General features: G+C 72.1%; 15 protein-coding genes. 1 reads left to right on the top strand and 14 read right to left on the bottom strand.

Features of this window, described 5'->3' with window-relative positions:
• Positions 1-611 precede the first annotated feature (611 nt).
• Positions 612-3,755, top strand: a complete 3,144-nt coding sequence (ileS, locus tag IF45_RS0125990; protein WP_037638572.1) for an isoleucine--tRNA ligase — start codon at positions 612-614, stop codon at positions 3,753-3,755.
• Between the two features lie 194 nt (positions 3,756-3,949).
• Here the strand turns inward: ileS and IF45_RS0125985 are convergent, their stop codons facing one another.
• The 14 genes from IF45_RS0125985 to IF45_RS0125920 form a co-directional block, all read right to left on the bottom strand.
• Positions 3,950-5,149, bottom strand: a complete 1,200-nt coding sequence (locus tag IF45_RS0125985) for a DivIVA domain-containing protein (RefSeq protein WP_030309870.1) — start codon at positions 5,147-5,149, stop codon at positions 3,950-3,952.
• A gap of 55 nt (positions 5,150-5,204) precedes the next feature.
• Positions 5,205-5,489, bottom strand: coding sequence for a YggT family protein (locus IF45_RS0125980; protein ID WP_003947575.1), 285 nt, complete (start codon positions 5,487-5,489; stop codon positions 5,205-5,207).
• Between the two features lie 52 nt (positions 5,490-5,541).
• The gene (locus tag IF45_RS0125975; protein ID WP_003947576.1) at positions 5,542-6,153 is read right to left on the bottom strand and encodes a cell division protein SepF; all 612 of its coding nucleotides are present in this window, start codon (positions 6,151-6,153) and stop codon (positions 5,542-5,544) included.
• Between the two features lie 124 nt (positions 6,154-6,277).
• Positions 6,278-6,997 (bottom strand): YggS family pyridoxal phosphate-dependent enzyme, encoded by a 720-nt coding sequence (locus tag IF45_RS0125970; protein ID WP_003947577.1) that lies wholly within the window; start codon positions 6,995-6,997, stop codon positions 6,278-6,280.
• Between the two features lie 20 nt (positions 6,998-7,017).
• A complete protein-coding gene (gene pgeF, locus IF45_RS0125965) occupies positions 7,018-7,761 on the bottom strand; it encodes a peptidoglycan editing factor PgeF (protein ID WP_030309868.1) in 744 nt (247 codons plus the stop codon).
• Between the two features lie 8 nt (positions 7,762-7,769).
• A complete protein-coding gene (gene ftsZ / locus IF45_RS0125960; RefSeq protein WP_030309867.1) occupies positions 7,770-9,002 on the bottom strand; it encodes a cell division protein FtsZ in 1,233 nt (410 codons plus the stop codon).
• A gap of 275 nt (positions 9,003-9,277) precedes the next feature.
• Complete coding sequence (locus IF45_RS0125955) at positions 9,278-10,069, bottom strand: cell division protein FtsQ/DivIB (protein WP_030309865.1); 792 nt, start codon at positions 10,067-10,069, stop codon at positions 9,278-9,280.
• Between the two features lie 44 nt (positions 10,070-10,113).
• Positions 10,114-11,211 (bottom strand): undecaprenyldiphospho-muramoylpentapeptide beta-N-acetylglucosaminyltransferase, encoded by a 1,098-nt coding sequence (murG, locus tag IF45_RS0125950; RefSeq protein ID WP_003947581.1) that lies wholly within the window; start codon positions 11,209-11,211, stop codon positions 10,114-10,116.
• 6 nt (positions 11,212-11,217) lie between these two features.
• Positions 11,218-12,561: a putative lipid II flippase FtsW gene (gene ftsW / locus IF45_RS0125945; protein WP_010637280.1), complete on the bottom strand. Its 1,344-nt coding sequence runs from the start codon at positions 12,559-12,561 to the stop codon at positions 11,218-11,220.
• A gap of 99 nt (positions 12,562-12,660) precedes the next feature.
• Complete coding sequence (gene murD, locus IF45_RS0125940; protein WP_030309864.1) at positions 12,661-14,106, bottom strand: UDP-N-acetylmuramoyl-L-alanine--D-glutamate ligase; 1,446 nt, start codon at positions 14,104-14,106, stop codon at positions 12,661-12,663.
• Positions 14,088-15,161, bottom strand: coding sequence for a phospho-N-acetylmuramoyl-pentapeptide-transferase (gene mraY, locus IF45_RS0125935; RefSeq protein WP_003947584.1), 1,074 nt, complete (start codon positions 15,159-15,161; stop codon positions 14,088-14,090). Before mraY ends, murD begins: the two co-directional genes overlap by 19 nt.
• Positions 15,158-16,582 (bottom strand): UDP-N-acetylmuramoyl-tripeptide--D-alanyl-D-alanine ligase, encoded by a 1,425-nt coding sequence (locus tag IF45_RS0125930; protein WP_008408584.1) that lies wholly within the window; start codon positions 16,580-16,582, stop codon positions 15,158-15,160. Before IF45_RS0125930 ends, mraY begins: the two co-directional genes overlap by 4 nt.
• Positions 16,583-16,586: 4 nt before the next feature.
• On the bottom strand, positions 16,587-18,413 hold the full coding sequence (locus tag IF45_RS0125925) for a UDP-N-acetylmuramoyl-L-alanyl-D-glutamate--2,6-diaminopimelate ligase (RefSeq protein WP_026047972.1): 1,827 nt from the start codon (positions 18,411-18,413) through the stop codon (positions 16,587-16,589).
• Between the two features lie 11 nt (positions 18,414-18,424).
• Positions 18,425-20,479: a peptidoglycan D,D-transpeptidase FtsI family protein gene (locus IF45_RS0125920; RefSeq protein ID WP_018895603.1), complete on the bottom strand. Its 2,055-nt coding sequence runs from the start codon at positions 20,477-20,479 to the stop codon at positions 18,425-18,427.
• Positions 20,480-20,518: the final 39 nt, after the last annotated feature.

The raw sequence follows: 20,518 nt of genomic DNA, 5'->3' as shown, positions 1-20,518 counted from the left end.
CCCGGGGCGGCGGCCCTCCTGCCCGGGGACGTGGCCGTCCTCTCCGGGTCCTGCCCGCGGCACCCGCACCCGCGTTCCCACCGTCGCGCGCCGGCCCGCTCCACCCGGTGTGACCTGCTCGCACGTCGTGCTGGGACGATAAATCGACTTCCGGCGGTCGGCAACGGGGCACGCCGCCACCCGCCGGACGCCCCTCGGCCGCCCGAAGTCCTTTGTGCCCCCGCCACGCGCCGGATATGCCCCCGGCCCGAGGACCGGCCCCGGACGGCGGGCCCCGCGCCGGGCACAACCCGGTCGGCCCCGGCGCCCGCGCGCCGTACACTGGCGGCAGCGAGAAGCGACGATGGGGACGAGTAGCGTCGTCAGCGGCCGTGAGCGACCCGGGGACGGTGGAAGCCCGGGGGTCCGCCCGACGTGAAGATCACCCCGGAGCCGCCGGAGGAAAACCCGGACCGGGTGAGTAGAACCGGCATCGCGCCCCCAATGAGTGGGCGGCGCCGTCCCGGCGACGGCGCAGGCCAAGGAGGGTGGTACCGCGGCGGTCCGCAAGGGCGTCGTCCCTCCGACGGAATGCAGCAGTCCGTTGGAGGAGCGCCTCGATGACAGCCCCGGTGAACCCGCCCCGGTACCGCCAGGTACCCGCCCAGGTCGACCTGCCCGCACTGGAGCACGCGGTCCTCGACTTCTGGCGCGAGAACAAGATCTTCGCCAAGACCCTGGAGCAGTCCGAGGGCCGCCCGGAGTGGGTCTTCTACGAGGGCCCGCCGACCGCGAACGGCATGCCCGGCGCCCACCACATCGAGGCCCGGGTCTTCAAGGACGTCTTCCCCCGCTTCCGCACCATGCGCGGCTTCCACGTGGGCCGCAAGGCCGGCTGGGACTGCCACGGGCTCCCCGTCGAGCTGGCGGTGGAGAAGGAGCTGGGCTTCAACGGCAAGAAGGACATCGAGGCGTACGGCATCGCCGCGTTCAACGCCAAGTGCCGCGAGTCGGTGACCCGGCACACCGACGCCTTCGCCGAGCTGACCACCCGCATGGGCTACTGGGTCGACATGGACGACGCCTACCGCACCATGGACTCCTCGTACGTCCAGTCGGTCTGGTGGTCGCTGAAGCAGATCTTCGAGAAGGAGCTGCTGGTCCAGGATCACCGCGTCGCCCCGTGGTGCCCGCGCTGCGGCACCGGCCTCTCCGACCACGAGCTGGCCCAGGGGTACGAGACGGTCGTCGACCCCTCGGTCTTCGTCCGCTTCCCGCTCACCTCGGGCCCACTGGCCGGCCAGGCGTCCCTGCTGGTCTGGACGACGACGCCGTGGACCCTGGTCTCCAACACCGCCGTCGCCGCCCACCCGGACGTCCGGTACGTGGTCGCCACCGACGGCAGGGAGAAGCTGGTCGTCGCCGAGCCGCTGCTGGAGAAGGCGCTCGGCGAGGGCTGGGAGGCGACGGGTGAGTCCTTCACCGGCCGCGAGATGGAGCGCTGGAGCTACCAGCGCCCCTTCGAGCTGGTGGAGTTCCCGGCCGAGGCGCACTACGTCGTCAACGCCGAGTACGTCACCACCGAGGACGGCACCGGTCTGGTCCACCAGTCCCCCGCCTTCGGTGAGGACGACCTCCAGGTCTGCAAGGCGTACGGCCTGCCGGTGGTCAACCCGGTCCGCCCGGACGGCACCTTCGAGGAGGAGCTGCCGCTGGTCGGCGGGGTCTTCTTCAAGAAGGCCGACGAGGCGCTCACCGCCGACCTGGACGCCCGCGGCGTCCTCTTCCGCCACGTGCCGTACGAGCACAGCTACCCGCACTGCTGGCGCTGCCACACCGCGCTGCTCTACTACGCGCAGCCCTCCTGGTACATCCGCACCACCGCGGTCAAGGACCGGCTGCTGGAGGAGAACGAGCGGACCAACTGGTTCCCCGACTCGGTCAAGCACGGCCGGTTCGGCGACTGGCTCGACAACAACGTCGACTGGGCACTCTCCCGCAACCGCTACTGGGGCACCCCGCTGCCCATCTGGCGCTGTGAGGAAGCCCACCTGACCTGCGTCGGCTCGCTGGCCGAGCTGAGCGAACTGACCGGCACCGACCAGTCGGAGCTGGACCCGCACCGCCCGTACATCGACGAGATCACCTTCACCTGCACCCACCCCAACTGCCAGCTGGAGGCGTACCGGGTGCCGGAGGTCATCGACGCCTGGTACGACTCGGGCTCGATGCCGTTCGCGCAGTGGGGCTACCCGCACCGGAACAAGGAGCTGTTCGAGCAGCGCTACCCGGCGCAGTTCATCTCCGAGGCGATCGACCAGACCCGCGGCTGGTTCTACACGCTGATGGCCGTCGGCACCCTGGTCTTCGACAAGTCCGCCTACGAGAACGTCGTCTGCCTCGGCCACATCCTGGCCGAGGACGGCCGGAAGATGTCCAAGCACCTGGGCAACATCCTCCAGCCCATCCCGCTGATGGACCAGCACGGCGCCGACGCCGTCCGCTGGTTCATGGCGGCCGGCGGCTCCCCCTGGGCGGCCCGCCGGGTCGGCCACGGCACCATCCAGGAGGTCGTCCGCAAGACGCTGCTGACCTACTGGAACACCGTCGCCTTCCAGGCCCTGTACGCGCGTACGGCCGGCTGGGCCCCGTCCGCCGCCGACCCGGCCCCGGCCGACCGCAGCGTCCTGGACCGCTGGCTGCTCGGCGAGCTGAACACCCTGGTCGAGGGCGTCACCGAGGCACTGGACAGCTACGACACCCAGCGCGCCGGCAAGCTCCTCTCCGCCTTCGTCGACGACCTCTCCAACTGGTACGTCCGCCGCTCGCGCCGCCGCTTCTGGCAGGGCGACGCCGCCGCGCTGCGCACCCTGCACGACGTGGTGGACACGGTGACGCGGCTGATGGCGCCGCTGGTGCCGTTCATCACGGAGCGGGTCTGGCAGGACCTGGTGGTGCCGGTCACCCCGGACGCCCCCGAGTCGGTCCACCTCGCCGCCTGGCCCGAGGCCGACACCGCCGCCGTCGACCCGGAGCTGTCCCGGCAGATGGCGCTGGTCCGCCGCCTGGTGGAGCTGGGCCGGGCCACCCGCGCCGAGTCGGGCGTCAAGACCCGTCAGCCGCTCTCCCGCGCGCTGGTCGGCGCGACCGGCTTCGCCGAGCTGCCTGCGGAGCTGCGCGCGCAGATCACCGAGGAGCTGAACGTCTCCTCCGTCGCGTCCCTCTCCGAGGTCGGCGGTTCGCTGGTCGACACCACCGCCAAGGCCAACTTCCGGGCACTCGGCAAGCGGTTCGGCAAGCGCGTCCAGGAGGTCGCCAAGGCGGTCGCCCAGGCCGACGCGGCGGCGCTCTCGCTCGCCCTGCGCGAGGGGAACGCCACCGTCACCGTGGACGGCGAGGTGATCGACCTGGCTCCCGAGGAGGTCATCGTCACCGAGACGCCGCGCGAGGGCTGGTCGGTCGCCTCCGACGCGGGCGCCACCGTCGCCCTCGACCTGGAGATCACCGAGGAGCTGCGCCGGGCGGGCCTCGCCCGCGACGCGATCCGGCTGATCCAGGAGGCCCGGAAGAACAGCGGCCTGGACGTCGCCGACCGGATCGCGCTGCGCTGGACCGCGGCCGACCCGGCGGTGGCCGAGGCGCTCGGCGAGCACGCCGGGCTCATCGCCGACGAGGTCCTCGCCACCGACTTCGCCACCGGTACGGGTGACGAGTCGTACGGCGAGCCCTTCACCGACGAGTCCCTGACCCTCACCTTCCAGCTGCGCCGCGTCTGACCGGCCCCGCTCCCGGCGAAAGAGCCGGGCGGCCCTCCCCGGAGGCCCGCCCGGCTCTTTCGTCGTTCCGCCCGGTCCCGTACCCGGCTGTTGTACGGACCGGCCGCACAGGTCCGGGTACGACGACGCGGGCCCGGCCCCCACCGAGGGGGGCCGGGCCCGCGTCTGAATGCCTAGGACACCCTAGGGCGCCGTCAGTTGTCGTCCTCGTCGATGAGGAAGCCGCGCATCGGGGCCGGAGCCTGCTGCATCGGAGCCGGAGCCTGCGGCCGGACCGGAGCCATCGGCTGGGTCATGGCCGGGGACATCTGCTGCTGGCCGCCGCCGTAGGAGGGGCCGCCCTGCTGCTGGTTGCCGCCCATCGACTGGTTCGGGTGACCGCCCATGCCGCCCGCACCGGCTCCTGCCATGGACCCGCTCATCTGCGGGGCCGGCGGCAGCGAGGCCGCGGCAGGGGTGCGCGGGGGCGCCAGCGAGTCGTCGGACTGGGTCTCCAGCTGACGCAGCTGGCTCTCCAGGTACGACTTCAGGCGGGTGCGGTACTCGCGCTCGAAGCCGCGCAGGTCCTCGACCTTGCGCTCCAGCGTGGCGCGGGCGGACTCCAGGGAGCCCATCGCGACGCGGTGCTTCTCCTGCGCGTCCCGCTCCAGGGCGTCGGCCTTGGCACGGGCGTCCCGCTCCAGACCCTCGGCACGGCTGCGCGCCTCACCGACGATCTTGTTGGCCTCGGAGCGCGCCTCGGCGATGGCCTGGTCGGCCGTCTGCTGGGCGAGCGAGAGCACCCGGGCGGCGCTGTCGCCACCGGGACCCTGACCGGGCTGGGGCAGCTGCGGACCGCCGTGGCCGCCCATGGGGCCGCCCATCGGACCGCCCTGGCCCATCGGGCCGGGACCCTGCTGGCCCATCGGACCGCCGGGGCCCTGCTGGCCCATGGGGCCGGGACCCTGCTGACCCATCGGGCCCGGGCCGTGCTGGCCCTGGGGACCAGGACCGTGCTGGCCCTGCGGGCCGGGACCGTGGCCGTGGCCGCCGGGGCCTGCCGGAAGCTGCGGGGCACCGCCCGGAAGCTGCGGCGGGCCACCCATGTGCTGCTGCTGTTGCTGCTGCTGCTGGGGCGGCACCGGCTGCGGGCCCGATATGGCGGCGGGCACCGGAGCGCCGGGACGATCCTGCTGCTCCTGCGGCTTGCGCATTCCCTGCTGCTGCTGGTTCTGCGCGGCCGCCCGCGTGGCGGCGGCGAGTTTGGCGCGCAGGTCCTCGTTCTCACGGAGCAGGCGCGTCAGTTCGGACTCGACCTCGTCGAGGAAGGCATCGACCTCGTCCTCGTCATAGCCTTCTCGGAGGCGGACGGTCGTGAACTGCTTGTTCCGCACGTCCTCGGGGGTCAACGGCATCTCTTCACCTCAACGTAGTCGTCGGCATTCGGCAAGAACGTAGCTGACATCACGCTCACAGCAGACTCACGACGGAGATCAAGATGTAGACGATGATCATCAGTACGAAGAAGGACAGGTCGAGCGCTACGCCCCCGAGACGGAGAGGCGGGATGAACCGCCGCAGAAGCTTGAGCGGTGGGTCGGTGACAGTGTAGGTCGCCTCCAGAAGCACGACCATCGCCTTGCCCGGTTGCCACGAGCGGGCGAACTGGAACACGTAGTCCATGACCAAACGGAAGATCAGCACGATGAGGAAACACATCAGCGCGATGTAGAGCACATCCCCGAAAACGCTCATTGCCGCGCTGCCCTCTCCCCTGACTCATGCTGTCCGTCTTCTCGTCGGCGTCTCAGCTCTGGTTGAAGAACCCGCCCTCTGCGATGCGAGCCTTGTCCTCCGCCGTGACATCGACGTTAGCAGGCGACAACAGGAACACCTTCTGCGTCACCCGCTCAATGCTTCCATGAAGACCGAAGACCAAACCGGCGGCAAAGTCGACAAGTCGCTTCGCGTCGGTGTCGTCCATCTCCGTGAGATTCATGATCACCGGAGTGCCCTCGCGGAAGTGTTCCCCGATGGTACGGGCTTCGTTGTAGGTCCGGGGGTGCAGAGTCGTGATGCGGTAGGGCTCACGCTCGGAGACAACCTTGGGCATGATCACCGGGGCGTTCTTCTCCAGGCTCTGACGTTCAGGTGTGATGGATGCCACGGGGGCGATTCGGGCGGGTCGTCCGGATTCCGCCGGCAGCGGAACGGGTTCGCGCTCGCGCTGCGCCGGCGGCTGGGGGGCGCGGACCGGCTCCTCGGCCTGCTCCTGGTGCGCCGGAGCGTGCCGGCGCCGGTCGCGCTCGGGCTCCGGCTCGGGCTCGAACTCGTCGTCGGGGTCGAACCCCGGGCCGTCGTACCCATCGTCCTCCACGAGGCCGAGGTAGACCGCCATCTTGCGCATCGCGCCGGCCATGCTCTGAGTCCTCCGCTCTGTGGTGGATCAACTGACGTCAAACGTGCCCGCGATCCACGAAGTCACCCCGCCGAACTGCGGGAATGACCATATTTTCTGCTGTGGTCCGACTTGCTTCGCGACGTTACCCGAGCGCGGGTCGGACTCCGAGTACCGCACTGCCGACGCGTACATGTGTCGCCCCGGCGGCCACGGCGTGTTCGAGGTCCCCGCTCATCCCCGCGGAAACCATGGTGGCAGCAGGCCAGGCCGCGCGCAGGGAGGTTGAGATTTCCCTCAGTCGTTCGAAGGCCGCCGCGGGCCGCCCGGCGTACGTGCCGGACAGAGGTGCGACGGTCATCACTCCCCCGAGCCGGAGCCCGGGCGCCGCCTCGATCAGCCCGGCCAACTCCTCGACACCGTCCGGCGCCACGCCGCCCCGGTCGCCCCGGCCGCCGGCCTCCGCGTCGAGGGCGACCTGCACCAGGCAGCCCAGTTCGCGCCCGGCGCGCTCGGCGGCCGAGGAGAGAGAGGTCACCAGCTTCGCGCGGTCGACCGACTGCACGAAATCGGCGTAACCCGCCACGGAACGGGCTTTATTGGTCTGCAACTGGCCCACGAAGTGCCAGGTGAGGTCGAGGTCCGCGCAGGCCGCCGCCTTCGGGGCGGCGTCCTGGTCGCGGTTCTCGGCGACCTGACCGACCCCCAGTTCGGCCAGCAGCCGCACGTCGGAGGCCGGGTAGGTCTTGGTGACCACGATCAGGGTCACCTCGTCGCGGTCCCGGCCGGCCGCCGCGCAGGCGCCGGCGATCCGCTGCTCCACCCGCTCGAGGTTGGCGGCGAGTTCGGTCTTTCGGTCGGTCATCTCTTCCAGTCCCGCCACGCTCATCGGTCCAGCCACACATAGCCGGCGAGCCGTCCCGTGGTCCCCTCGCGCCGGTACGAGAAGTGGTCCGCCGACTCCAGGGTGCAGATCGCCGACGCCTGCCGGTCCGTCACCCCGAGCCGCTCCAGCTGGGCGTGGACACCGGCGACCACGTCGACCGCCGGCGTACCCCAGCTCGTCTCGGCGTACGCCGCCGGTTCCACCGCGGCCACCTCGGCGCGCAGCGCCTCGGGCACCTCGTAGCACCGGCCGCAGACGGCGGGTCCGGTACGGGCGGTGATCCGGGCGGGGTCGGCGCCGAGCCGGACCATCGCCTCGACCGCGGCCGGGACCACGCCCGCCGCCATGCCGGGGCATCCGGCGTGGGCCGCGGCGCAGATCCCGGCGACGGGATCGGCCAGCAGGACGGGGACGCAGTCGGCGGTGAGGACGGCGAGGGCGAGGCCGCGCCGGGCGGTGACCACGGCGTCCACCTCGGGAACGGGCCGCTCGCCCCAGGCGCCTTCGACCACGGCGACGTCCCGGCCGTGCACCTGGTTCATCCAGACGACGTCGGCGGCGTCGAGGCCGAGAGTCCCTGCGGCGCTCACCCTGTTGGCACGCACCGCGGCGGGGTCGTCACCGACGGCCCCGCCGAGGTTGAGCTGCGCGTACGGAGCGGCGCTCACTCCGCCCCACCGGTCGGTGAAGGCGAAGTGGGCGCCGCCCGCGGTGCCGTGCTCCCCGGACGCGGGTCCGGGCACCGGCGATATCACTTGAGGAAGTCCGGCACGTCCAGTTCCTCGGCCTGGCTGTCGTACCGGGCCGGGGGAACCTGCGGCGGCGCCACCGGGGTGGCGGGCAGCTCGGTGGCCGGGGCGGGCTCGGGCTCGGCGGCGGCCGGCTGCTGGGCCGGCTCCTCGCGCGGGGTCACGCTGCCGAGACTGCCGAAGGCCGGGCGGGCCGGTTCGGCACCCGCCGCCGGGCGGGCGGCCGGCGCCGGCTCCTCGCGCTTGGCGGAGGAGGAGCCGAGGACGTTGTCCCGCTTGGCCGGCGGCTGGCCGCCGTCGAAGCCGGCGGCGATGACGGTGACCCGTACCTCGTCGCCGAGGGCGTCGTCGATGACGGCGCCGAAGATGATGTTGGCCTCCGGGTGGGCGGCCTCGCTGACCAGCTGGGCGGCTTCGTTGATCTCGAACAGGCCGAGGTCGGAACCGCCGGAGATGGAGAGGAGGACCCCGCGGGCGCCGTCGATCGACGCCTCCAGGAGGGGGGAGGAGATGGCCATCTCGGCCGCGGCCACCGCGCGGTCGTCGCCGCGGGCGGAACCGATCCCCATCAGGGCCGAACCGGCCTCGGACATGACCGACTTGACGTCGGCGAAGTCGAGGTTGATCAGGCCGGGGGTGGTGATGAGGTCCGTGATGCCCTGGACTCCGGAGAGGAGTACCTGGTCCGCGGACTTGAAAGCGTCGAGAACGCTCACCTGACGGTCCGAGATGGACAGCAGACGGTCGTTGGGGATGACGATGAGGGTGTCGACCTCTTCGCGGAGTTCGGCGATGCCGTCCTCCGCCTGGTTGGCCCGGCGGCGTCCCTCGAAGGTGAACGGGCGGGTGACCACGCCGATCGTGAGGGCGCCGAGCGAGCGCGCGATGTTGGCCACGACGGGGGCGCCGCCGGTGCCGGTGCCGCCGCCTTCGCCCGCGGTGACGAAGACCATGTCGGCCCCCTTGAGGACCTCCTCGATCTCCTCGCGGTGGTCCTCTGCCGCCTTGCGGCCGACGGCCGGGTTGGCTCCGGCGCCGAGTCCGCGGGTGAGTTCCCGGCCGACGTCGAGCTTGACGTCGGCGTCGCTCATCAACAGCGCCTGGGCGTCCGTGTTGATGGCGATGAACTCGACGCCCTTGAGACCGACCTCGATCATCCGGTTGATGGCATTGACACCACCGCCGCCGACACCGATGACTTTGATGACTGCGAGGTAGTTCTGCGGTGCTGCCACGTCGAAGGCCTCTCGCCTCGATTACGTGTCGCCGCCGGGCGATGCCGCTCGGCGGACGACTGATGTCGAATGGGGACGGTCCGAACGCCGACCCGAACCCTAACGTTGACGTTCAGGGTTACCAGTGTGCCTGTTTCCTGGACTGTTCCGGACAGGACACTAAGTCGACAAGCGGCGCGCGTTCAACGAACACGCCGAACCTCCCGTTTTTCTTTTCACCCTATGTGATCACCCGTAGCACGGGCCAACCAGGGTGCTGGCCTGCGGATCTTCCGTCAACCATCCGACGCCGCAGGCGCGGTGGGCACGCTCACGTCGAAGTGACGGGCCTTCGGGGCCGCTTTCAGGAGTGCGGTGAGCGCCTTCGCCTTCGTATCACCCTTCTCACCGCTTCCCCAGACAACCGTGCGGTTTCCGCTCAACTCCAGCGAGATGGCGTCGAAAGAACGCACCCGGACGGCCCTCAGCTCCCCCCGGACCGCCGCCGGGACGTCGGCGGCCGCGGTGACCGCCTCGGCCCGGAGCCTGCTCACGGGAAAGCGCTTCAGGCTCGGGGAACGGGCGGCGTCCAGCTTCAGCAGGGGCACACCCTTCGGGCGCGTACCCACCGTCGCGAACCGCACGCCTTCCCGGTCCACTTCACCATATTGTCCGTTCTTCGCGATGATCAGAACGGGCCGCCGCTCGCTCACCCGCAGCTCGATGCCGTGGGGCCAGGAGCGCTCCACCTCTGCGGTGCGCAGGCGGGGCAGTTCGGCCAGCAGCCGGGCGGCGACGGCGTCGGTGTCGACGGAGGCCAGCGGGACGCCCTTCGGCACGGCGGCGGCCTTCTCGACCTGGGCCGAGGTCAGTACCCGGGTCCCCTCGGCGGTCACGGACTCGACCCGCAGCCACGAGGAGCCGTAGAGAGCCCAGACGGCCGCCCCGCCCAACAGGGCGGCGGCGGCCGCGAGAAGCAGGAGGAGGCGTCCGCGGCGCGGGCCGGGACCCGGCGCTTTCGCGGACCGCGCGGGCGGCTCCTCGGTCCCGGAGTTCCGCCCGCGCCGGGCGGTCGTCGTTGCGGCCACGCTCCCTGTCGCCTCCTGCGTCATGGGGGGCGTGGGCCGCCCCCTCAGTGGTTGGCGCGCCGTGCGGCGATCGCCTCGTACACCATGCCGACGAGCAGGTCGTCGGCGTCCCGGCGGCCGAACTCGGAGGCCGCGCGGGACATTTCGTACAGCCGGTGCGGGTCCGCGAGGACCGGCAGCACATTCTGCTGCACCCACTCCGGCGTCAGTTCCGCGTCGTCGACGAGGAGTCCGCCGCCGGCCTTGACCACCGGCTGGGCGTTGAGCCGCTGTTCGCCGTTGCCGATGGGCAGCGGGACGTAGGCGGCCGGGAGCCCGACGGCGGAGAGTTCGGCGACGGTCATGGCGCCGGCGCGGCAGAGCATCATGTCCGCCGCCGCGTAGGCGAGGTCCATGCGGTCCACGTACGGTACCGGGATGTAGGGCGGCATCCCGGGCATGTTGTCGACGTGCGGCAGTTCGTTCTTCGGGCCCACCGCGTGCAGGATCTGGATGCCCGCCCGCTGGAGCGAGGGGGCGGTCTGCTGGACGACCTCGTTGAGGCGGCGGGCGCCCTGGGAGCCGCCGGAGACCAGCAGGGTCGGCAGGTTGGGGTCGAGGCCGAAGGCGGCGCGCGCCTCGGGGCGGACCCGGGCCCGGTCCAGGGTGGCGATGGCGCGGCGCAGCGGGATGCCGATGTAGCGGGCGTCGCGCAGCTTGCTGTCCGGGGTGGAGACGGCGACGCCGTGGGCGTACCGGGAGCCGATCTTGTTGGCCAGGCCCGGGCGGGCGTTGGCCTCGTGGACGACGATCGGCACGCCGAGCCGCTTGGCCGCCAGGTAGCCGGGGAGGGCCACGTAGCCGCCGAAGCCGACGACCGCGTCGGCCTTGGTGCGCTCCAGGACCTGCTCGGCCGCCTTGATCGTGCCGCGCAGCCGCCCGGGGACGGTGATCAGCTCGGGGGTGGGCTTGCGGGGCAGGGGGACGGCGGGGATCAGCGCCAGTTCATAGCCGCGCTCCGGCACGAGCCTGGTCTCCAGGCCGCGTTCCGTGCCCAGTGCCGTGATCCCCACGGTCGGGTCCTGCCTGCGCAGGGCGTCCGCGAGGGCGAGCGCCGGCTCGATATGACCGGCGGTCCCCCCACCGGCGAGTACGACATGCACCGAAATTCACCGCTCTCCGGACGAGCGCCCTCGGGCGCGCCGTCGCATCGTGTTCCATCTCACCGCTGCCCGCTTCCTGCCGGGCAGTCTCATGTCCAGTGCCGCCCGTGCGGCCGGGTCCGCCCGCGCGAACGCGATGAGCAGCCCGATGGCGGCCATGGTCGGCAGCAGGGCGGACCCACCGTAGGAGAACAGCGGGAGCGGGACACCGGCGATCGGCAGCAGGCCGAGCACCGCACCGACGTTGATCACGGCCTGCGCCATGATCCAGGTGATCACACCTCCCGCGGCGTACCTCACGAAGGGGTCCTCCGTGCGTCCGGCCACGCGGATACCCGCATAGCCTAGAGCCGCGAAGAGCGCGAGTACCGACAGTGTCCCGGCGAGGCCGAGTTCCTCCCCGGTGACGGCGAAGATGAAGTCGGTGTGCGCTTCCGGCAGTTGACCCCATTTTTCCACACCCGCGCCGAGACCGGAACCGAAGAATCCGCCGGAGGCGAGGGCGTAGCTGCCGTGCAGCGGCTGGAGGCAGATGTCGGCGGGGCCGGCGTCGGTCGCGCCCAGGCAGCTGAGCCGCGCCATGCGGTTGGGGCTGGTCCAGATCAGCAGGGCGCCGATGGCGGCGGCGACCGCGAGGACCGAGGCGAAGAGCCGGGTGGGGGCGCCGGCGACCCACAGCAGCCCGAAGAGGATCGCGGTGAGGATCACCGCGGTGCCCATGTCGCCGCCGAGCATGATCAGGCCGAGCAGTATGAAGGTGGCCGGGACCAGCGGGACCAGCAGGTGCTTCCACTGGGCCAGCAGCCGCCGCTCCTGCTTGCGCGCGAGGAGATCGGCGCCCCAGAGGACCAGGGCGAGCTTGCCGAACTCGCTGGGCTGGATCTGGAAGGGGCCGCCGAGCGAGATCCAGTTGGTGTTGCCGTTGATCTCCTGGCCGATCCCGGGGACCTGGACCAGGGCCATCAGCGCGACCGAGCCGACGATGATCGGGTAGGCCAGCGCCCGGTGGAGCTTGACCGGCATCCGGGCGGCGATCACCAGCAGCACCCCGCCGACGAGGGCGGCGACGAGCTGTTTGGAGAAGAAGTAGGAGCTGCCCAGGCCCCGGTTGATGGCGTACACCATCGAGGAGGAGTACACCATGATCAGCCCGAGCACGATGAGGAGCACACTGGCGCCGGCGATGACGTAGTACGCGGTCAGCGGCCGGTCCCAGGCGCGTTGCACGCGGCGGCGGAAGCGGGTGACCGGGTTGTCGCGCAGGCGGGCGCCGAGGGGGCGCCCGGCCGGGGGCGCGGTGGTGCGCGGGCGCGGCGCGGTGCGCCGGCTCCGGTCGGTGTCGGCCGGCATGGTCGCTGTCCCCTCCAGTCGTCCCCGGCGCGGCGGTTCCTCGCACCGGCCCGCCCCGCCCTCGGCGGGCGGCGGCGGGCCGGGGGCGGGGTGCGGGCGTCAGGCGCCTGTGGCCAGGGCCCGCACGGCCTCGGCGAACGCCTCGCCGCGCCGGTTGTAGTTGGTGAACATGTCCATCGAGGCACAGGCCGGGGCCAGCAGCACGGTGTCGCCCGCCTCGGCGAGGTCCCGGGCGGCGGTGACCGCCGCGGACATCGCCCCAGTGTCGGTCCGGTCCAGGTCGACGACCGGGACGTCGGGGGCGTGTCGGGCGAGCGCCTCGCGGATCAGGGCGCGGTCCTGGCCGATGAGGACGACGCCGCGCAGCCGGTCGGCGGCGGAGGTGACCAGGTCGTCGAAGACGGCGCCCTTGGCGAGCCCGCCGGCGATCCAGACGATCGGCCGGTGGGCGTTGAGGGAGGCTTCGGCGGCGTGGGTGTTGGTGGCCTTGGAGTCGTCGACGTAGGTGACGCCGTCGATCTCGGCCACCTTCTCGATCCGGTGCGGGTCCGGGGCGAAGGCGCGCAGGCCGTCGCGGACGGCGCGGGCCTCGACGCCGTAGGCGCGGGCGAGGGCGGCGGCGGCGAGGGCGTTGGCGATGTTGTGCGGGGCCGGCGGGTCGACGTCGGCGACCTCGGCCAGTTCCTGGGCCTGCCGGTGCCGGTCGGGCACGAAGGCCCGGTCGACCAGGAGTCCTTCGACGACCCCCAGTTCGGAGGGGCCGGGGGCCCCGAGGGTGAACCCGACGGCGCGGCAGCCCTCCTCGACGTCGGCGGCGCGGACCAGGGCCTCGGTGGCCGGGTCGGCGGTGTTGTAGACGCAGGCGACCCGGTTGCCCTCGTAGATCCGGCCCTTGTCGGCGGCGTACGCCTCCATGGAGCCGTGCCAGTCGAGGTGGTCGGGGGCGAGGTTGAGGACGGCCGCGGAGTGGGCGCGCAGGGAGGGCGTCCAGTGCAGCTGGTAGCTGGAGAGTTCGACGGCGAGGACGTCGTACGGCTCCGCGGCGAGGACCACGTCGATCAGCGGGGTGCCGATGTTGCCGACCGCCTCGGTGCGCAGGCCGGCCGCGGTGAGGATGGCGGCGAGCATCCGGGTGGTGGTGGTCTTGCCGTTGGTGCCGGTGACGCAGAGCCAGTCGGCGGCACCTTCGGGCCGCAGCCGCCAGGCGATCTCCACGTCGCCGACGACCTCGACGCCCGCCTCGGCGGCGGCCGCGAAGAGCGGCGAGTCCGGCTTCCAGCCGGGCGAGGTGACGACCAGGTCGGTCGGCTCGGGGAGGGTGTCGGCGTCGCCGAGGCGGACGGTGACGGTGCCGGGGGTGTCCGGGGCGTCGAAGGCGGCGGCGAGCTGGGCGGCGCGCGCCAGGTGCTGTTCGCTCTCACCGCCGTCGACGACGGTCACGTGCGCGCCGAGGCCGGCCAGGGCGCGAGCGGCGCTGATGCCGCTCACCCCGAGGCCGGCCACGGTGATGTGCTGGTCCTGCCAGGTCACTTGATGGCTGCCCATCCTGCGTAGAAGATGCCGAGGCCGACGATGACGCACATGCCCTGGATGATCCAGAAGCGGACCACCACAAGGACTTCGGACCACCCCTTGAGTTCGAAGTGGTGCTGGAGCGGTGCCATCCGGAACACCCGCTTGCCGGTGAGGCGGAACGAGCCGACCTGGATCACCACGGACATGGTGATGAGGACGAAGAGGCCGCCGAGGACGGCGAGCAGCAGCTCGGTGCGGGAGCAGATGGCGAGACCGGCGAGGGCGCCGCCGAGGGCGAGCGAACCGGTGTCACCCATGAAGATCTTGGCCGGCGAGGTGTTCCACCAGAGGAAGCCGAAGCAGGCGCCCATCAGCGCGGAGGCCACCACGGCGAGGTCGAGCGGATCTCGTACCTCGAAACAGGCCGCCGGGTTGGTGAGGACCTCCGCGTTGGCGCAGGACTCCTGGAACTGCCAGACGCCGATGAAGGTGTACGCGCCGAAGACCATGACGGAGGCGCCGGTGGCGAGGCCGTCGAGGCCGTCGGTGAGGTTCACGCCGTTCGACATGGCGAGGATCATGAAGAGCGCCCAGATGACGAAGAGCACCGGGCCGATCTTCCAGCCGAAGTCGGTGATGAACGACAGGCGGGTGGAGGCCGGCGTCTGGTCCCGGTTGTCGGGGAACTGGAGCGCCAGCACGGCGAAGGCGATGCCGACGATGAGCTGTCCGGCCATCTTCGCCTTGGCCCGCAGGCCCAGCGAACGCCGCTTCACGATCTTGATGTAGTCGTCGAGGAACCCGACGAGGCCCATGCCCGCCATCAGTCCGAGCACCAGGAGACCCGAGAAGGTCACCGAGTAACCGGTGATCAGCTTGGACAGGAAGTACGCGATGATCGTCGCGAGGATGAAGGCGATACCGCCCATCGTCGGCGTCCCGCGCTTGGAGTGGTGCTCGCGCGGACCGTCGTCGCGGATGTACTGGCCGTAGCCCTTCTTGGCCAGCAGCTTGATCAGCAGTGGTGTGCCGATCAGCGTCAGGAACAGTCCAATGACGCCGGAGAGCAGGATCTGCTTCATCATCGGGCGGCGACCTCACCCTCGCCCGTACCGTCCGCCAGCAGAGCGGCGGCGACCTTCTCCAGTCCCACGGACCGGGAAGCCTTCACGAGTACGACATCTCCCGGGCGCAGCTCGCTGCGCAGCAGGTCGACCGCCGCCTGTGCGTCGGACACGTGCACCGACTCCTCACCCCACGAACCCTCGTTGTATGCGCCCATCTGCAGCCAGGCCGCTTCCCTGCCGCCGACTGCCACGAGCTTGCTCACGTTCAGCCGGACGGCGAGCCGCCCGACGGCATCGTGTTCGGTGAGCGCCTCGTCCCCCAGCTCGGCCATCTGTCCGAGCACCGCCCAGGTGCGGCCCCCCTCGCCGCGGCGGGCGCCGCCCATCGCCACGAGCGCGCGCAGGGCGGCCCGCATGGATTCGGGGTTCGCGTTGTAGGCGTCGTTGACGATCGTCACACCGTCCGGGCGCTCGGTGACCTCCATCCGCCACCGGGACAGGGACTCCGCCTCGGAGAGCGCTTGGGCGATCTCGTCCACGGGCATGCCCAGTTCCGATGCGACGGCGGCGGCGGCGAGCGCGTTCGACACGTGGTGCTCACCGTACAGGCGCATGGTCACGTCGCCGCACCCGGAGGGTGTGTGCAGCGTGAAGGCGGGGCGGCCGTTCTCCGTGAGACGGACATTCTCGGCGCGGATGTCCGCTTCCGGCGCTTCGCCGAAGGTGACGACCCGTGCCTTGGTACGTGACGCCATGTCACGCACGTGACCGTCGTCCGCGTTGAGGATGGCGACGCCGTCCTCGGGGAGGGCCTCGACCAGTTCGCCCTTGGCCTGGGCGATCTGCTCGCGCCCGCCGAACTCGCCGATGTGGGCGCTGCCGACGTTGAGGACGACGCCGATCCGCGGCGGGGTGAGGCCGGTGAGGTAGCGGATGTGGCCGATGCCGCGGGCGCCCATCTCCAGGACGAGGTGGCGGGTGTCCGCTTCGGCGCGCAGCGCGGTGAGCGGCAGCCCGATCTCGTTGTTGAGGGAGCCGGGCGTCCAGACCGTGGGCGCGACGCGCGTCAGGAGCTGCGCGACGAGGTCCTTGGTGGAGGTCTTGCCCGCGGAGCCGGTGAGGGCGACGACGGTGGTGCCCAGGCGCTCGACGACGGCGCGTGCGAGCGCGCCGAGGGCGCGCTCCACGTCGTCCACGACGAGGGCGGGCACGCCGACGGGCCGGGTCGCGAGGACGGCGACGGCTCCGGTCTCGACGGCGGTGGCCGCGTAGTCGTGGCCGTCGGCCCGTTCACCGGCGAAGGCGGCGAAGAGGCTGCCGGGGGCGGCGAGCCGGGAGTCGATCACGACCGGTCCGGTGACCTGGGCGTCCAGGTCCGGTATGTCGGCGGGTTGCCCGCCGACGATGCTGCTGATCTCGGCCAGGGAGAGGGCGATCACAAGTTCATCCCGCGTTCTTCTGAGGGGTTGCCTGTGCGCCAGCGGCCGCCTCGGCGGCCTGCTGGGTGGTGCCCGGCAGGTCCGCGGCGGCCCGGCGGGCCTCGGCCCGCTCGATGGCGGCACGCAGCACCAGCCGGTCGTCGAAGGGGCGGACCACGCCGTTGATGTCCTGGCCCTGTTCGTGGCCCTTGCCGGCGACCAGGACGGTGTCCCCGGCCTCGGCGCGGACGACGGCCTCGGCGATGGCTCCGGCCCGGTCGGCGTCGATGATGACGTCGCCCCGCTCGTGGATGGGCACCTCGGCGGCACCGGCGAGCATGGTGGAGAGGATCGCGAGGGGGTCCTCGGAGCGCGGGTTGTCCGAGGTGAGGACGGCGAGGTCGGCGAGGCGGGCGGCGGCGGCGCCCATCGGGCCGCGCTTGGTGGTGTCCCGGTCGCCGCCGCAGCCGAGCACGATGTACAGCCGCCCCTCGGTGACCTTGCGCAGGGCGCGCAGCACCGATTCGACGGCGTCGGTCTTGTGGGCGTAGTCGACCACCGCGAGGTAGGGCTGTCCGGCGTCGACGCGCTCCAGGCGGCCGGGGACGCCGGGGACGGCGGCGATGCCGTCGGCGGCGGTCTGCGGGTCGACGCCCGCGGCGGCCAGGGCGACGACGGCGGCCAGGGTGTTGGCGACGTTGAAGGGCCCGGCCAGCGGCGAACGGGCGCTGATCCGTTCGCCCTCGGGGCCGACCGCGGTGAAGGTGGAGTCGAGGCTGCCGACGATCACGTCCTCGGCGCGCCAGTCGGCGTCGGGGTGGCCCTCGGCCGAGAAGGAGATGACGGGCACCTCGGACTCGGTCAGCAGGCGGCGCCCGTACTCGTCGTCGTGGTTGACGACGCCGAGTTTGGAGCGGGCTTTGGTGAAGAGCTGTGCCTTGGCCCGGAAGTAGTCCTCCATGTCGGAGTGGAACTCCATGTGTTCCGGGCTGAGGTTGTTGAAGACGGCGACGTCGAAGACGCAGGCGTCGACGCGGCCGAGGACCAGGGCGTGGCTGGAGACCTCCATGGCCAGGGCGCGGACGCCGCGTTCGCGCATGACGGCGAAGAGCGCCTGGAGGTCGGTGGCCTCGGGGGTGGTGCGCTCGGACTTGATGCGCTCGTCGCCGATGCGCATCTCGACGGTGCCGATGAGTCCGGTGGGCGGGATCTCCTCGCCGGTCTCCTTCGCCCGGGCCTCCTGGGCGGCGCGCAGGCCGCCCTCGATGAGGTAGGCGGTGGTGGTCTTGCCGGAGGTGCCGGTGATGCCGATCTGGAGCAGGTCGCGGCCGGGGTGCCCGTACAGGGTGGCGGCGACCTCGCCCATCCGGCCGCGCGGGTCGCCGACGACCAGCACCGGCAGCCCGGTGGCGAGGGCGGGGCCCGCGCCGGCCGGGTCGGTGAGGATGGCGGCGGCGCCGAGGCTCGCGGCCTGGGCGGAGAAGTCGGCGCCGTGGACGCGGGCGCCGGGCAGGGCGGCGTAGACGTCGCCGGGGCGCACGGCGCGGGAGTCGTGGGTGATGCCGCTGAGCACGACGGCGGCGGGGGTCTCGGCCCCTCGGGCGTCGACGCCGAGCTGATCGGCCAGTTCCTCCAGCGTGGTGGCGGGAACCTGGAGCGGGCGCGGAGGCCCCGGGTAGGTCACGGGAGCACCCTTCAGTGCGGCCTGCGGTGTTTCGGAGTGATCAGCGTGTGGCACGGCGGTGAGCGTACCGGGCGCACCCCTCCGGTCGCGAAATGAGGGGGCGGCGGGTCCGGTGGCGTCGTCGCCTTCCGGGCGGTGGTTCCCCGGTTCGGGGGTGATCGTATCCACGCGGTTCCTGGTCAGTCCTCGGGGGTGAAGGTGACGGGCAGCCGGGCCTGCTTGGCGCCGCTGGGCGGCACCTGGAGGGTCTTCAGGGCGAACTCCATGACCTGCTTGTAGACGGGGCCGCAGATCTGGCCGCCGAAGTAGCTGCCCCGGGTGGCGTCCTGGATGGCGCAGTAGACGGTGACGCGGGGCTTGTCGGAGGGGGCGAAGCCGGCGAAGGACGAGGTGTAGCCCTTGTAGCGGCCGGTCTCGGGGTCGACGCGGTTGGCGGTGCCGGTCTTGCCGGCGACGCGGTAGCCGGGGATGCGGGCCTTGACGCCGGTGCCCTCCTCGTCGTCGACGACCGACTCCAGCATGAGGGAGAGGGTCTTGGCGGTCTTCTCGCTGACCACCCGGGTCTTCTCCGCCTCGGGCGCGGGGGTGAACGCCTCGCCGTCGTGGGTGCCGCGGACCAGGGTGGGGGCGACGCGGACGCCGCCGTTGGCGATGGTCGAGTAGACCGAGGCGGCCTGGAGGGCGTTGATGGAGACGCCCTGGCCGAAGGGGATCGTGTACTGCTGCGAGGTCGACCAGTCCTGGGGCGGGGCGAGGATGCCGGGGGTCTCGCCGGGGAAGCCGAGGCCGGTGGGGCGGCCGATGCCGAACTTCCTGAGGTAGGAGTGGAGGACCTTGTTGGCCTCGGGCTGGGTCTTGCCGAGCTGTTCGACGGCGAGGATGGTGCCGATGTTGCTGGACTTGGCCAGGACGCCGTTGAGCGTCAGGTACCAGGTGGGGTGGTCGACGTCGTCCTGGAAGAGGCGGTCGCCCCGGTGCAGCCGGTTGGGGACGGTGACGTGGGTGCCGGGGGTGGCGGCGTTCTCCTCCAGCACGGCGGCCATCGACATGACCTTGGCGGTGGAGCCGGGCTCGTAGGCGTCCTGGACGGCGGCGTTGCCCAGGGAGGTGGCGGCGGCCCTGGTGAGGTCGTTGGGGTCGAAGCCGGGGGCGTTGGCCAGGGCCAGGATCTCGCCGGTGGCCGTGTCCTGGACGATGACGTAGCCCCGGGCCGCCTTGGACTTGGTGACCTGTTCGGCGATGGCGTTCTGGGCGGCCCACTGGATGTCGCGGTCGATGGTGAGTTCCAGGCCGGAGCCGGGGACCGCGGGGTCCTCCTCGCTGCCGGCGGTGGGCACCTGGCGGCCGCCCGCCTGGGCGTAGCTGATCCGGCCGTCCTCGCCGGCCAGCTTCTTGTCCCACTGCGCCTCCAGGCCGCCGGCGCCCTTGCCCTCGGCGTTGACCCAGCCCAGTATCCCGGCGGCGAGGTCGCCGCCCGGGTAGACCCGCTTGCTGGTGGCGGCGGGGAAGATGCCGGCCAGGACGCTGTTGGTCTCCGGGTCGGCGGACCGGCGCCCGCTCTTGTCGAACTCCTCGGCGAAGCTGGTCTTCAGGTCCTTGATCTGCTTCCACACCTGCGGGGTCTGACGCCGGGCCAGCACCACGTACCGGGTGTCGTCGCGCCGCAGCTTGGCGGTGATCTCCTCGGCCTCGGCGCCGAGCACCGGGGCGAGGATCTGCGCGGCCTGGAGCGGCGCGTCCTTCACGCCGGTCCGCTCCGGCGTGAACATCGAGGGGTCGGCGGTGATGTCGTACGCGTCGACGCTGGAGGCGAGTTCGACGCCGTTGCGGTCGGTGATCGCGCCCCGCTCGGCGGCGAGCACCCCGCTGTACGAGCGGCTGGCGGCGGCGGCAGCGCCGTACGCCTGGGGGTCTACGGCCTGGAGCTGGAGGAGCCGCCCGACGAAGACCGCCATCACCAGCGTCAGCGCGAACCCGATAAGCCGCAGCCTCGGCCGGGGCCGGCCGAGCCTGAGACCCGGCCGGCGCGGCGGGTTCCCCGGTGTACGGGGCCGGGGCGCGGGCCTGCCGGAGCCCTGCCCGGCGCGCGGGGTGCGGCGTTCGGCGGCCTTGCGGGCCGTGCCCTTGGCGGCTCCGCCCCTGGCAGCCGCGCCGGAACGGGCCGCCTTGCCGGAGCCGCCGGCCGGGCGGGCGGGGCCGGGGACGCGGCGGCGCGGGGGTTGCCTGTCGGACACGGCGTCACCTGCCAGGGGTCGGGGCGGTGGGGGCGGGGA

This window comes from Streptomyces albidoflavus (assembly GCF_000719955.1).
Classification (GTDB): domain Bacteria; phylum Actinomycetota; class Actinomycetes; order Streptomycetales; family Streptomycetaceae; genus Streptomyces; species Streptomyces albidoflavus.
The sequence above is the reverse complement of the archived record's forward strand: the minus strand, read 5'-3'. Positions and strand labels throughout refer to the sequence as shown.